The following is a 12,768-nucleotide window of genomic DNA, read 5'->3' as shown; positions in this document are numbered from 1 at the left end:
CGCTTGGAGAACTGGAAGCTCTTGCGCGCTTTGGCCTTGCCGAATTTCTTGCGCTCGACGACGCGGCTGTCGCGGGTCAGGAAACCTGCCGCTTTCAGGGCCGCGCGCAGGCTGGGATCATACAGCTGCAGCGCTTTCGAGATGCCGTGCTTGACCGCACCGGCCTGACCGGACAGGCCGCCGCCCTTGACGGTGGCATGCACGTCGAACTGATCGACAACACCGGCCACGCTAAAGGGCTGGCGCAGGATCATCTGCAGCACGGGGCGCGCGAAATAGACAGCCATTTCACGACCATTCACAACGACCTTGCCCGAACCGGGCTTGATCCAGACGCGGGCAACCGCGTCCTTGCGCTTGCCGGTCGCATAGGCGCGGCCCAGTTCGTCGCGGACGGCTTCACGCAGGGGGGCGTCTTCAACCACGGCTTGGACACCGGTGGCTGCGGCCAGATCTTCGAGTGTGTTGATTTCGTCTGACATCAGATTCAGCTCCGGGTGTTTTTCTTGTTCATGGATTTGACATCCAGAACGACAGGGCTTTGCGCCTCATGGGGATGTTCGGCACCGGCATAGACGCGCAGGTTGGTCATCACCTTGCGGCTCAGGCGGTTGCCCGGCAGCATGCGCTTGACCGCCTGAACGACGACGCGCTCAGGGTACTTGCCTTCCAGAATCTGAGCTTTGGTGCGCGACTTGATGCCACCGGGATGGCCCGTGTGCCAATAAAAGTTCTCTTCGCGCTTCTTGCCGGTCATCTGGACCTTGTCGGCATTGATGATGATGACGTTGTCACCCATGTCCATGTTGGGTGTGAACGAAGGTTTGTGCTTGCCGCGCAAACGCATGGCAACAATCGAGGCAAGGCGGCCCAGAACAACGCCTTCGGCGTCGATCAGGATCCAGGACTTGTCGATATCTGCTGGTGTGGCAGAAAAGGTTTTCATGGCAGGATCATCCTGTTTGACGTGAAAGGCGAGGCGCATAAAGACACCCCGCCCGAATTCGATTGCGGGGTTTTATAGCGGCACATGAGCCGGGTCAATAGCGCTTTCTCAGTATTTATGTATGTATTTCAATGCCTTAAAATTAAGGTATCAATATACCCCATGCATTCGCAGCAATCCCCGCTTGCCAAACCGCACAGCGTCTTTACATCACGAAAGCTGATCTGACTTGGACCGTGTTGCATGATATCCGTTGAACCCTACCTTGCCGCACTGGCGCTTTTGGCGCTGTCCACTGCGATCGGCATCGTGCCGGTGGTCAAACTGATCCGCGTCTATGAGGCCCAGCATGAACTCAAACGGGGCTCTGCGGGGTTCCTGCGCACGCTGTCGGGCTGGGCGATCATCGTGTTCTGGATCATGGCCACTTGGTTTGTCGCCACGATTCTGGGTGACTGGGCCATCAACGGTGATCTCGACGCGGCCATAGATCGCTCCATGCTGCGCCTCTATGTCCTGCTGGAACTGGCCTTTGCGTTGGCCGACAGCGACTGATGACGCAGCTATCGGCCACACAGCGCGACCTGCTCTGCCCGTTCTGCGCCGGCCAATGCGTGTTTTCCCCGGCCGCTGGTGCGCTGGTCTGCGAAAGCTGCGGCGAGGGGCACGCCATCATCGTCGACCCCGCGCATGACCCGACGCGCGAGTTTCACTATGATCCCGAAACGCCCCATACCGAACAGCCGGTCCTGACCGAAGATCGGGTGCATCAATGTGAAACCTGCGGAGGCGCGGTGGTCTTTACCGGCCCTGCCCTGTCCGATCGTTGCGGCTATTGCGACGGTCCCGTCGTGCTGGGGGGACGCGACGAACGCTTTCAGGCTCTGGGGCTGATCCCCTTCCGGCTGACCGAGGCCGAAGCCCAGACGCGCGCGATTGACTGGGTGCGCCGCCGACTCGCCGCCCCGACTGATCTTGCAGACACTGTCTCGCGGGCGCGGGTGGCAGGTTTTTACGTGCCCTTCTTCACATTCGACAGCCACGAGGCCGTGGATTACTGGGCCCGCTACCGCACCGGCAGCGGCGACAAGGCCAGAACTCACTCGGTCAAGGGCTCCATGTCCATCGTCTTTGATGACCTGCTGGCCCCGGCCTCTCCTCATATCACGCCAATGATCCGTGACGGCATCCTGCATGACTTCAACCCCGAGGATCTGCGCCCCTATATCCCGGCCTATCTGTCCGGCTTTGCCGCCGAGCAGCACCATCTGAGCGTCTCCGAAGGTCTTGCGGCCAACGAAGCCGACAAACGTCTGCTGATCCGCAACCGGATCAAGACCCACATCAACAAAAGCCGGATCATCGATATCGGGTACAAGACCCATACATCGGGCATTCACTATCGCCGTATCCTGCTGCCGGTCTGGATCCTGCACTACAGCTATAACAACACGGCGATGAAAGTCGTGGTCTGTGGCATGCGCGGGCGCACCTTCGGAGAGCGCCCGTTCTCGCCTTTCAAACTGGCAGGCTATTCAGCGGCCATATCCGCTCTGGCGATCGTGTTCGGCTGGGTCTGGGGGGCGGCCGGATGGTTCTGACGGATCAGGCCCCGCTGTGTCGCGCGGCCGCTGATCCGGCGGGCGGAATGGCATAGGTCATCGAGGCGCGCGCCACCGGTTCGGCCTTGCCTTCGGAATAGATCAGCACATCCCCCACGGACAGGGTCTTGCCCAGCTTGAGCAACCGCCCCTTGGCCAGTAGATCTCGACCCGCCTCGGGCTTGCGCAGGAAATCAAGCGAGCTGTTGGTGGTCACCGCCAGCGCCTTGGGTCCGATCAACGACAGCGTCAGCAGATAGACCGTCACATCCGCCAGCCCGAACATCGACGGGCCCGATACGGTGCCGCCGGGGCGCAAATGCCGGTCCTGAACACGCAGCCGCAGGGTGATTTCATAGGGCGCGGCCTCTTCGACCAGAAAATCATCCTTCACCTGAGGGAACACCTCCTGAATGAAGGCATTCAACGCAGTCGCATCCATCAGCATCAAACTGTTCTGGTCCATGTCTTTCCCTTGCTCAAACTTGTGCCTAAACTCTCCCTCAACGAAGTAGGAGGCAAGATGTCAATTCTGGAACGTCACGACACATCCGGTGTCGCCCATCTGCGCATGAACGCGCCCGACCGGCTGAACGCGCTGTCCGATGAAATGCTGGCCGCCTTGCAAGACGCGTTCGACGCGCTGATGACCGACAGCGCGATCCGCGCCGTTATCCTGTCAGGGGCCGGCAAGGCATTCTGCGCAGGCCATGATCTCAAGCAGATGACCCAAGGCCGTCAGGCCGAAGACGGCGGCGCGGCCTATTTCAAGGATCTGTTTGATCGCTGCGCCAGAATGATGACCACGATCCGCAAGATGCCCCAGCCGGTGATCGCGCAGGTTCACGGCATCGCCACCGCCGCAGGATGCCAGCTTGTGGCCAGTTGCGATCTGGCCGTTGCCGCAGAAGGGACACGTTTCGGCGTGAACGGCGTCAATATCGGCCTTTTCTGTTCCACCCCCATGGTGGCGCTGTCGCGCAACATTCCCACCAAACAGGCCTTCGAGATGCTGACCACCGGACAGTTCATCGACGCCACCCGTGCCGAATCTCTGGGGCTGATAAACCGCACCGTTGCCCCCGATCTGCTGGCAGACACTGCGCGGGAACTTGCCGATTCCATCGCCCAAAAACTCGCCGCAGCGGTGAAAATCGGCAAACAGGCGTATTATCACCAACTCGAAATGCCAATTGAGCAAGCTTACGCCTATACCGGAGACGTCATGGTGCAGAACCTGGCCTTTCGTGATACTGAAGAGGGGATCGCTGCATTTCTTGGAAAGCGTGACCCCGATTGGAAACAATAAACGGCATCTGTTTCCGCCTGAGAGCTTGAGATTAAGGCGGGAATGTGTCACAAAAGGGGCGCTGAAAGATATCAGCAGACATTTCGGGCCGCTGTGGTCGAACCGTCCCTCCAATCCGCACTCTCACGCGGAACTAGACAGTTCCCACGGCGGCCCCGAACCCCCTCCCCGATATTGCGCCCCTGACCAATCCGGCCTAGATGGTCTGCATGACTGAGACTCTTCATATCGTCGGCGGCGGAATGGCCGGATCCGAGGCCGCCTGGCAGGCCGCCAACATGGGCGTCCCCGTGGTCATTCACGAGATGCGCCCCACCGTGGAAACATTCGCCCATCGCACCGGCCACCTGGCCGAGATGGTCTGCTCCAACTCCTTCCGCTCGGATGACGACGAACAAAACGCCGTCGGTCTGCTCCATTGGGAGATGCGCGCGGCGAACGGGCTGATCATGCAAACCGCAGATGCCCACCGCCTGCCCGCAGGTGGCGCGCTTGCGGTGGACAGGGATCCCTTTGCCGAAGCGGTGACCGCGCGGCTCAAGGCGCATCCGCTGATCTCGGTCAGTTATAAAGAGATCACCACCCTGCCCCGCGACGGTCACTGGATCATCTCGACCGGCCCGCTGACCTCGGGCACCTTGGGCGAAGCGATCCGGGCAGAAACGGGCGCCGATGCCCTTGCGTTTTTCGACGCCATCGCACCCATCGTCTATTTCGACACGATCGACATGGATCAGGCCTGGCTGCAATCGCGCTATGACAAGGGTGCCACCGAAGAGGAACGCACGGCCTATATCAACTGCCCGATGGACCGCGCCCAATATGACGCCTTCATCGACGCGCTGCTGGCGGCCGACAAAACTGAATTCCACGAAGGCGAAACCGCCACCTATTTCGATGGCTGCCTGCCCATCGAAGTGATGGCAGAGCGCGGCCGCGAAACCCTGCGCCATGGTCCGATGAAGCCGGTCGGCCTGACCAATCCCCATGATCCGCAGGTCAAGCCCTGGGCAGTGGTGCAACTGCGCCGCGACAACGCCCTTGGCACGCTCTACAACATCGTCGGCTTTCAGACCAAGATGAAGTACGGTGCGCAAACCGATGTTTTCAAGATGATTCCCGGCCTGCAGAACGCATCCTTTGCACGCCTTGGCGGCATCCATCGCAACACGTTCATCAACTCTCCAAAGCTGCTGGATAATCAGATGCGCCTCAAATCCGCGCCTCATATCCGCTTTGCTGGCCAGATCACCGGAGTTGAGGGTTATGTCGAAAGTGCGGCCATGGGCCTGCTCGCGGGGCGGATGGCGGCCGCGCAGATCCTGGGTGCGCCCCTTTGCACGCCGCCTGAAACCACCGCCATGGGGGCACTGGTCAACCACATCACGGGCGGTGCTGACGCCAAGACCTTCCAGCCGATGAATGTCAATTTCGGCCTGTTCCCCCCGGTCGATGGCGTCAAGGGCGGGCGCCGTGGCCGCCAGGATCGCTACAAGGCCTATACCGACCGCGCCAAGGCCGACTGGCAAGGGTGGCTCACGCAACAAAGGCTGGACGCTGCCTGAACACCGCCTGTAACATCCGGGACATGACAGACAGTTTCCTCGACAAGGCCTACAGGGCGCGCAGCCACGCTGAAACCCGTCAGCTCTATGATGACTGGGCGGCCAGCTATGAGGCCGAAATCGGCCAGAACGGCTATGCCACGCCGGGCCGCTGCGCCGCGGCGCTCGCGCGGCACATAAAGGATCGCAGCGCTCCGGTTCTGGATGTCGGCTGCGGCACGGGCCTGTCGGGCCTTGCGCTGAAGCTTGCCGGATTCGACACCATCGACGGCATCGACATCTCTGGCGAGATGCTCGCCCATGCCCGCAGCAAAAACATCTACCGCAGCCTCACCCAGGTTGATGAGGCCGCGCCCATGCCCGGCAAACCAGGCGATTACGCCGCCATCGCGGCCATCGGCGTCATCGGTGCCGGAGCGGCCCCCATTAGCACGCTGGACACAATGATGAGACACCTGACAGCGGGCGGGCTTTGCGTGCTGTCCTTCAACGATCACGCGCTTGAGGATCACCGTCACGAAGGGCGGCTCAATGAATGGATCGACTGCGGTGCCGCGCGGCTTCTGTTTCGCGAATATGGCGACCACCTGCTGGGCATCAACATCAAGTCAAACGTTTATGTCCTTGAGAAAACGTGACATTCACCACGCGCTTTGCCCCATCTCCCACCGGCCCGCTGCATCTGGGACATGCCTATTCGGCTCTTCTTGCCCATGACATGGCGCAGGCCCGAAACGGGATGTTCCTGCTCAGGATCGAAGACACCGATATCGACCGCGCCCGCCCCGAATGGGAGGCGCAAATCCTGGACGACCTGCACTGGCTTGGCCTGAGCTGGCCACAGCCGGTCCTGCGCCAATCCGACCATCTCCAGCGCTACAACGCAGCCCTGACGCAACTGGCCGAGCGCGGCCTGGTCTTTCCCTGCAGCTGCTCGCGCGGTGATATCCGTGCGGCGCTCTCTGCCCCGCAGGAAGGCGCGCCGCTGCCACCCGCCTATCCCGGAACCTGCCGCAACAGGCCCATGAGCACGCGCAAACCCGGCGACGCGTTGCGCCTGAACCTCGATGCCGCGCTCGCCGGGATCGCCATGCCGCTCAGCTACCGCGAAACCGGCACCCGATCACCGGGGCTGCGCCGCATCACCGCCGCCTATCTGCGCGCCACAACGGGCGACGCCGTCCTGGGGCGCAAGGACACGCAAACCGTCTCTTATGTGCTGGCCTCGGTGCTTGATGACGCGGCCCAGGGCATCACCCATGTGGTGCGCGGTGCCGACCTGATCGAGATCACCGCGCTGCAGGTGCTGTTGCAACATCTCATGGGCTTGCCAACGCCGCTTTATCATCATCATCGCCTGATCCGCGACGACCAGGGCAAACGACTGGCCAAGCGCGATGATGCGCGCGCCATCGCCACCTACCGTGCCCAGGGCCACAGCCCCGCTGATATCCGCAGGATGCTGGGCCTGTGATCCTCGGCTTCTTTCTGGTTTCAAATACCCAAAAGCCGCAGGCATGGCCCAACGGGCCATTCACCCCTCAGGTGCCATCAGCTCGACTTCCTGTCCATCGCGCAGCGCCGTGTAGAAACAACTGCGCCGATTGGTATGGCAGGCCGGCCCGGTCTGTCGCACCACCGCCAGCAGGCAATCGCGATCGCAATCGAGGCGCAGCTCCACCAGCTCCTGCACATGCCCCGAGCTTTCGCCCTTGACCCAGAACGCCTGCCGCGAGCGCGACCAATATGTCACCCGCCCGCTCTCCAGCGTGCGCATCACCGCCGCCGCGTTCATCCAGGCCATCATCAGCACCTCGCCCGAGCTGTCCTCCTGCGCGATACAGGGGATCAGGCCGGCCTCGTTGAACAGCAGTGTCGCAGGATCGAAGGTCATGGCAAAAACCTTTTGCAATGGGCAATGACCTGCCTATTTATGGGGAAGACAAGCAAAGGGAAAGACATGTCCGGCGAGACTGACCTGATCAAGCTCTATTCGGCACGGATTCTGGCGCTGGCTGCGGATATCCCGCATCTCGAGCGGCTTCAGTCGCCCCAGGCCACGGTCAAGAAACGCTCGCCCCTATGCGGCTCGACCGTAACCGTGGATCTCACGATGCGCGATGGGCGCGTGTCCGAATTTGGTCAGGATGTGAAGGCCTGTGCGCTGGGTCAAGCCGCCGCCTCGGTTGTGGGCAGCGCGATCATCGGGGCGACACCGGCACAGGTGGAAACAGCCCGCGATCAGCTCAAAGCCATGCTGAAGGACAACGGCCCCGCGCCGGATGCGCCCTTTGACGGGCTTCAGGTGCTGATCCCTGCGCGCGATTACAAGAACCGTCACGCCTCGATCCTGCTGGCCCTTGATGCCGCCGTCGAAGCGCTGGCAAAAGCGCAACAGGCCAATTGCGCCTGACCCGCCCCGCTCTCGCTCCCGCCTGACAAAAAAACCGCCGCACATCCCGGGCGGAATGGCGGCGGCAGGTTATGCAATACTCATGTAGGTTCCGGGTCACGTTCCGATATGGATCGAGGCAGATCCACGAGGGCCTTGGGACAGGTAATCACCCTCGCATCAGTTGGGGACAGGATGGGGAACGTCCGGCATGAGTTCGCAGGCAGAAACAGGTCAACAGCAGCTCAGACAAGACCCGGCAGGTAAAGCCCCACAACCAGCATCACACCAAGAGCACCCACGCCAATCAGATCCTGAATGAAGGTCGATTGGGAACGCTGTGCTGCGGTTTTGATCTGGCTGAACATGGGCTCTGCTCCGGGTCGTGGTTGAACGTTTGTTGACCCTTTGTTCTCATTTTGAGCCTGATCTGTAAAGAACTTTTTAAGAACATTTGTGAACTTTTTGTGATTTTCGGCCTAACCTACTGAAATCAAACGGATCGCCTCTTCCTGGCTCATCAGCCACAAAAGCATGCGCGCGGCGCGCCCGCGTTCGCTCTCCAGGGCCGGATCCGCCTCCAGCAATCGGCGTGCATCTGTCTGTGCTGTCGCCATCAATCCGGCCTGGCGTTCCAGATCCGCGACCCGAAACCGGGGCAGTCCGGATTGCGCGGTGCCGATCAGATCGCCCGCCCCGCGCATCTCCAGATCGGTCTCGGCAATGGCAAACCCGTCCTCGGTATCCCGCAACACTTCAAGGCGGCGCCGCCCGCCCTCGCTCAGCGGGGCCTGATACATCAGCAGACAGGTCGATTGCTCCGATCCGCGCCCCACACGCCCGCGCAGCTGGTGAAGCTGCGCAAGGCCGAATGTCTCGGCCCGCTCGATCACCATGATCGTGGCATTGGACACATTGACCCCCACCTCGATCACCGTGGTGGCCACCAGAACCTTGGTCTCGCCGCTTTGAAACCGGGCCATGGCCGCATCCTTGTCAGCAGGAGGCATCTGGCCATGTACCAACCCCACCGCAGTCTCGCCCAGCACCGCGCGCAACCGCTTGAAGCGTTCTTCGGCAGCGGTCAGATCCACATGCTCGGATTCCTCGACCAAGGGGCAGACCCAGTAACACTGCCGCCCCTGCGCAATCGCACCGCGCATATGCGCCACCACCTCGTCCATCCGGTCGGTCGACACCACCGCGGTCTTGATCGGCTTACGCCCGGGCGGTTTTTCATCCAGAACCGACACATCCATATCGCCATATTGTGCCAGGGACAGGCTGCGCGGGATTGGCGTCGCGGTCATCACCAGCACATCCACAGCCTCGCCCTTGCGCCCCAGTTCCAGCCTCTGGCTGACACCAAATCGGTGCTGTTCGTCGACAATGGCAAGGCGCAGGTCGTGAAACTCAACGTCTTTCTGAAACACCGCATGAGTGCCCACCAGCACCTGGATATCACCGCGCGCCAAAGCCGCCAGCTTGGCCGCGCGTTCGCGTCCCTTGTCCCTCCCGGTCAGGATCTCCAGAACGACGCCCGCGCTTTCGGCCAGCGGCTGCAGACCTTCCAGATGTTGACGCGCCAGAATCTCGGTCGGGGCCATCATGACGCCCTGCCCGCCTGCTTCGACTGCGACCAGCAGCGCCATGAAGGCAACCAGCGTCTTGCCCGAGCCCACATCCCCCTGCAGCAAGCGGTTCATGCGCTGCAGCGCACCCATATCCTGCGCGATCTCGCCAACCGCGCGCGCCTGCGCCCCCGTCATTGAATAGGGCAGCGCCGCACTCACCTTTTTCTGCAAAACGCCGGTGCCGCACGTGGGCCGTCCCTTGCCTTTTCGCAATCTCTGGCGCGCCAGCGACAGCGTCAACTGATGCGCCATCAGCTCATCATAGGCGATGCGCGCGCGTGCCGGGGCCGAGGGGCTGACATCATCCATCCGCTCGGGCGCATGGGCCTGGCGGATCGCCTCGGCCCAATCTGGCCAGCCTTCCCGCTCTTTCAGCGCAGGATCAATCCATTCCGGCAGCGCCGGCAAGCCCGCCAGAACATCGCGCGCGGCCTTGAACAGCGTCTTTTGCGTGACGCCTGCGGTCAGATGATAGATCGGCTCGACATCGGGGATCTCATCGCCCTGATCTTCGGGCAGAACGTAATCGGGATGCACCATCTGGGCGAACCCATCAAATAGCTCAAGCTTGCCCGACACGATCCGACGCGCGCCCTCGGGATGCTGGCGCTTGAGGTAATCACCGCGCGCATGAAAGAACACCAGTTGGAAATCCGCCGCCTCATCCTCGACATGGATGCGATAGGCCCCGCCCTTGGTGCGCGGTGGGCGATGGGCACCGATGGTCACTGCCACGGTCAGCGTCATGGGCAGATCCGCGCCTTTGATGGTGGCGCGGCGGCGCCGGTCGATCAGCGCATAGGGCAGATGCAGCGCCAGATCGCGCGGCCTCTCGATCCCCAGTTGAGGCAAGAGTTTCGCGGTTTTCGGCCCGATACCCTCAAGCGTGTCAAGGGCCGCGAACAGCGGAAACAGGGCTTCGGGACGGCCCGTCATGGCGCGCCGATCAGCTCAAGCCAGCCATCCTCGTCCAGCGTGGTGATCCCCAGTTCCTCGGCCTTTTTGGCCTTCGAGCCCGCCCCCGGCCCGGCCACCAGAATATCCGTCTTTGCGCTGACCGATCCCGAAACCTTGGCGCCCAGGGCTTCGGCCCGCGCCTTGGCCTCGGCGCGCGTCATTCTTTCCAGCGTCCCGGTAAAGACCACGGTTTTGCCCGCAACCGGGCTGTCCACATCCCTGGGAGACGTATCGGGCTGCACATCAAGTGCGCTGATCAGCCGGTCGATCGAGGCGCGCTCGGCCTCTTGCTGAAAGCTGGTCACCAGCGCGACGGCCACGGTCGCGCCGATCCCGTCGATGCCGGAGATCTCGTTCCAGGCGGCACGCGCCTCGGGGGCAAGCTGATCCCAGATCGCATCGCGGCTGGCCTTGATGCGCGCCTTGCGCCCGGCGCGGGCCGCCTCCAGCCGTTCGGCAGCTTCGGCCTCGTCGGCGCGCAAATGACTTTCGGCGGCAGGCGCGGCGGCGTCCACCGTGCGCACCAACGCCTCCCAGGTGCCGAAATGACGGGCCAGATCGCTGGCGGCCACTTCGCCGACATGGCGCAGACCCAGCGCAAAGATCACACGCGCCAGCGGGATCACCCGCTTTTCATCAATCGCATCAAACAGGTTGGTGGCGGATTTTTCGCCCCAGCCCTCGCGGTTCTTCAATTGCTGCAGGCCACTGCCAAAGCGCGCCCTGAGCGTGAAGATATCCGCCGGCTCGCCAATCCAGCCATCGCCATGGAACTGTTCGATCTGCTTGGCACCCAGACCTTCGATGTCAAAAGCCGCGCGCGAGACGAAATGTTTCAGCTTTTCCACCGCTTGTGCGGGGCAGATCAAACCACCGGTGCAGCGGCGCACCGCGTCCCCCTCTTCGCGGATCGCGGCACTCTGGCATTCCGGGCAGATGGTCGGAAACACATAGGGCACCGCATCCGCGGGGCGTTTGGTGATATCCACATCCGCCACTTTGGGGATCACGTCACCGGCGCGGTAAACCTGCACCCAGTCGCCTTCACGGATGTCCTTGCCGCCGCGGATCTGCTGGCCCCTGGAATCGCGCCCGGCGATGTAATCCTCATTATGCAGCGTCGCATTCGAGACACTGACCCCGCCCACCGTCACCGGGCTCAGCCGCGCCACTGGGCTGAGCGCTCCGGTGCGCCCGACCTGAATTTCGATCTTTTCCAGCCGTGTCCAGGCCAGTTCGGCGGGAAACTTATGCGCGATGGCCCAACGCGGCGTGGTCGAGCGGAACCCAAGCCGCGCCTGCAGCGCAAGATCGTTGACCTTGTAGACGACGCCGTCAATGTCATAACCCAACGTGGCGCGCTGCTCTTCGATCCGGTGATAATGCGCGATCATCTCCTGCGCTGTTTCACACAGCTGCGTCAGGGGGTTGGTCGCAAAACCAAAGCTGGCCAGCCGCGCGATGGCCTCATTTTGCGTCTCTCCCAGAGCGCCGGATACCTCGCCCCAGGCATAGGCGAAAAAGCGCAAGGGCCGCGCGCGCGTGATCTCGGCATCCAGTTGGCGCAGCGATCCGGCGGCGGCGTTGCGCGGATTGGCAAAGGTCTTGTCCCCTCGCGCAGATTGACGGGCGTTCAGCGCTTCGAAATCGGCATGGCTCATATAGACCTCGCCGCGCACTTCCAGGACATCCGGCGCGCCGCTCAGAACCTGCGGGATATCGGCGATGGTCTGCGCATTGGCCGTCACGTTCTCGCCCACCGCGCCATCGCCGCGCGTTGCCGCCTGCACCAGCCTGCCGGCCTCATACCGCAGCGACAGGGACAGACCGTCGATCTTGGGCTCGGCCGTATAGGCCAGCGGCGCATCCGCCCTCAGCCCCAGGTATTTGCGCACGCCGCTGTCAAAGCCTGTGACGTCCTCATCGTCGAACGCATTGCCCAATGACAGCATCCGCACCGCATGGTTGATCTTGGAAAACCCCGAGGACGGGGCGGCACCCACCTGCTCGCTTGGGCTGTCTGCCCGCTTGAGATGGGGAAAGGCCGCCTCGATCGCCGCGTTGCGCAGTTTGAGCGCGTCATACTCCGCATCCGAAATCTGCGGCGCGTCGTGTTGATGATAGGCCAGGTTGGCCGCGTCCAGCTCTTCGGCCAGTCGTGCAAGCTCTGCGCGCGCTTCCGCGTCGCTCAGCGTGGAAATCTCGGGCCTTGCCATGGGTCTTTGCACCGGTTCTGTGGCGGGTATCACAAGGCAAAGTGATAGGGCGCGGCCCATCGGACGTCCAGATGCAGAGGGGCAAAACAGCGCCCGCAGCCACAATCCCATGCAAAACGCGCATCCCTTGATGCGCGATCACAAGATC

At 62.3% G+C, this 12,768-nt stretch carries 14 protein-coding genes; 7 read left to right on the top strand and 7 right to left on the bottom strand.

Translation table 11 applies throughout. The features are described from left to right. The coding region (gene rpsI, locus WAO69_RS02065) for a 30S ribosomal protein S9 (protein ID WP_422176246.1) at positions 1-482 on the bottom strand (482 nt) is incomplete at its 3' end. Between the two features lie 5 nt (positions 483-487). Then, a complete protein-coding gene (gene rplM, locus WAO69_RS02060) occupies positions 488-946 on the bottom strand; it encodes a 50S ribosomal protein L13 (protein ID WP_422176244.1) in 459 nt (152 codons plus the stop codon). A 243-nt stretch (positions 947-1,189) separates the two neighbouring features. Between rplM and WAO69_RS02055 the strand changes: the two genes are divergently transcribed. After that, on the top strand, positions 1,190-1,501 hold the full coding sequence (locus tag WAO69_RS02055; protein ID WP_422176242.1) for a hypothetical protein: 312 nt from the start codon (positions 1,190-1,192) through the stop codon (positions 1,499-1,501). Next, positions 1,501-2,547, top strand: coding sequence for a hypothetical protein (locus WAO69_RS02050; protein ID WP_422176240.1), 1,047 nt, complete (start codon positions 1,501-1,503; stop codon positions 2,545-2,547). The genes WAO69_RS02055 and WAO69_RS02050 overlap by 1 nt, the downstream gene beginning before the upstream one ends. A 4-nt stretch (positions 2,548-2,551) precedes the next feature. On the opposite strand, the gene WAO69_RS02045 is transcribed toward WAO69_RS02050, so the two are convergent. Continuing rightward, the gene (locus WAO69_RS02045) at positions 2,552-3,013 is read right to left on the bottom strand and encodes a PaaI family thioesterase (RefSeq protein WP_422176238.1); all 462 of its coding nucleotides are present in this window, start codon (positions 3,011-3,013) and stop codon (positions 2,552-2,554) included. Between the two features lie 57 nt (positions 3,014-3,070). Here WAO69_RS02045 and WAO69_RS02040 point away from each other — a divergent pair, with 57 nt between their 5' ends. The 4 genes from WAO69_RS02040 to gluQRS all read left to right on the top strand — a co-directional run bounded on the left by WAO69_RS02040 (position 3,071) and on the right by gluQRS (position 6,895). Beyond that, entirely contained in the window at positions 3,071-3,856 is a 786-nt protein-coding gene (locus WAO69_RS02040) for an enoyl-CoA hydratase (protein ID WP_422176236.1), read from the top strand. A gap of 209 nt (positions 3,857-4,065) precedes the next feature. Beyond that, positions 4,066-5,421 carry a methylenetetrahydrofolate--tRNA-(uracil(54)-C(5))-methyltransferase (FADH(2)-oxidizing) TrmFO gene (gene trmFO, locus WAO69_RS02035; protein WP_422176234.1) on the top strand — a complete coding sequence of 452 codons (1,356 nt, stop codon included), beginning with the start codon at positions 4,066-4,068 and terminating at the stop codon, positions 5,419-5,421. Positions 5,422-5,444: 23 nt separating this feature from the next. Next, entirely contained in the window at positions 5,445-6,059 is a 615-nt protein-coding gene (locus WAO69_RS02030) for a class I SAM-dependent DNA methyltransferase (RefSeq protein ID WP_422176232.1), read from the top strand. After that, on the top strand, positions 6,056-6,895 hold the full coding sequence (gene gluQRS, locus WAO69_RS02025) for a tRNA glutamyl-Q(34) synthetase GluQRS (protein WP_422176230.1): 840 nt from the start codon (positions 6,056-6,058) through the stop codon (positions 6,893-6,895). The genes WAO69_RS02030 and gluQRS overlap by 4 nt, the downstream gene beginning before the upstream one ends. Positions 6,896-6,955: 60 nt before the next feature. Here gluQRS and hisI read toward each other — a convergent pair whose 3' ends face one another. Beyond that, positions 6,956-7,333: a phosphoribosyl-AMP cyclohydrolase gene (gene hisI / locus WAO69_RS02020; protein ID WP_422176228.1), complete on the bottom strand. Its 378-nt coding sequence runs from the start codon at positions 7,331-7,333 to the stop codon at positions 6,956-6,958. 48 nt (positions 7,334-7,381) lie between these two features. On the opposite strand from hisI, the gene WAO69_RS02015 reads away from it, so the two are divergent. Beyond that, positions 7,382-7,834: an iron-sulfur cluster assembly scaffold protein gene (locus WAO69_RS02015; protein ID WP_422176226.1), complete on the top strand. Its 453-nt coding sequence runs from the start codon at positions 7,382-7,384 to the stop codon at positions 7,832-7,834. Between the two features lie 224 nt (positions 7,835-8,058). Here the strand turns inward: WAO69_RS02015 and WAO69_RS02010 are convergent, their stop codons facing one another. The 3 genes from WAO69_RS02010 to ligA all read right to left on the bottom strand — a co-directional run bounded on the left by WAO69_RS02010 (position 8,059) and on the right by ligA (position 12,620). Then, positions 8,059-8,181, bottom strand: coding sequence for a hypothetical protein (locus WAO69_RS02010; protein WP_422176224.1), 123 nt, complete (start codon positions 8,179-8,181; stop codon positions 8,059-8,061). A gap of 111 nt (positions 8,182-8,292) precedes the next feature. Continuing rightward, positions 8,293-10,383 carry an ATP-dependent DNA helicase RecG gene (gene recG, locus WAO69_RS02005; protein WP_422176223.1) on the bottom strand — a complete coding sequence of 697 codons (2,091 nt, stop codon included), beginning with the start codon at positions 10,381-10,383 and terminating at the stop codon, positions 8,293-8,295. Further along, the gene (ligA, locus tag WAO69_RS02000) at positions 10,380-12,620 is read right to left on the bottom strand and encodes an NAD-dependent DNA ligase LigA (RefSeq protein WP_422176221.1); all 2,241 of its coding nucleotides are present in this window, start codon (positions 12,618-12,620) and stop codon (positions 10,380-10,382) included. Before ligA ends, recG begins: the two co-directional genes overlap by 4 nt. Between the last annotated feature and the right edge of the window lie 148 nt (positions 12,621-12,768).

Source organism: Aestuariivita sp. (assembly GCF_049276915.1).
Classification (GTDB): domain Bacteria; phylum Pseudomonadota; class Alphaproteobacteria; order Rhodobacterales; family Rhodobacteraceae; genus Aestuariivita.
Note: the sequence above shows the minus strand (reverse complement) of the source record. Positions and strands in the feature narration are given on the sequence as shown.

Bases quoted from the DNA above. Each gene is read 5' to 3' on its own strand.
- rplM (WP_422176244.1), bottom strand. From the start codon at position 946: ATGAAAACCTTTTCTGCCACACCAGCAGATATCGACAAGTCCTGGATC.
- WAO69_RS02055 (WP_422176242.1), top strand. From the start codon at position 1,190: ATGATATCCGTTGAACCCTACCTTGCCGCACTGGCGCTTTTGGCGCTG.
- WAO69_RS02050 (WP_422176240.1), top strand. From the start codon at position 1,501: ATGACGCAGCTATCGGCCACACAGCGCGACCTGCTCTGCCCGTTCTGC.
- WAO69_RS02045 (WP_422176238.1), bottom strand. From the start codon at position 3,013: ATGGACCAGAACAGTTTGATGCTGATGGATGCGACTGCGTTGAATGCC.
- WAO69_RS02040 (WP_422176236.1), top strand. From the start codon at position 3,071: ATGTCAATTCTGGAACGTCACGACACATCCGGTGTCGCCCATCTGCGC.
- trmFO (WP_422176234.1), top strand. From the start codon at position 4,066: ATGACTGAGACTCTTCATATCGTCGGCGGCGGAATGGCCGGATCCGAG.
- WAO69_RS02030 (WP_422176232.1), top strand. From the start codon at position 5,445: ATGACAGACAGTTTCCTCGACAAGGCCTACAGGGCGCGCAGCCACGCT.
- WAO69_RS02015 (WP_422176226.1), top strand. From the start codon at position 7,382: ATGTCCGGCGAGACTGACCTGATCAAGCTCTATTCGGCACGGATTCTG.
- WAO69_RS02010 (WP_422176224.1), bottom strand. From the start codon at position 8,181: ATGTTCAGCCAGATCAAAACCGCAGCACAGCGTTCCCAATCGACCTTC.
- recG (WP_422176223.1), bottom strand. From the start codon at position 10,383: ATGACGGGCCGTCCCGAAGCCCTGTTTCCGCTGTTCGCGGCCCTTGAC.
- ligA (WP_422176221.1), bottom strand. From the start codon at position 12,620: ATGGCAAGGCCCGAGATTTCCACGCTGAGCGACGCGGAAGCGCGCGCA.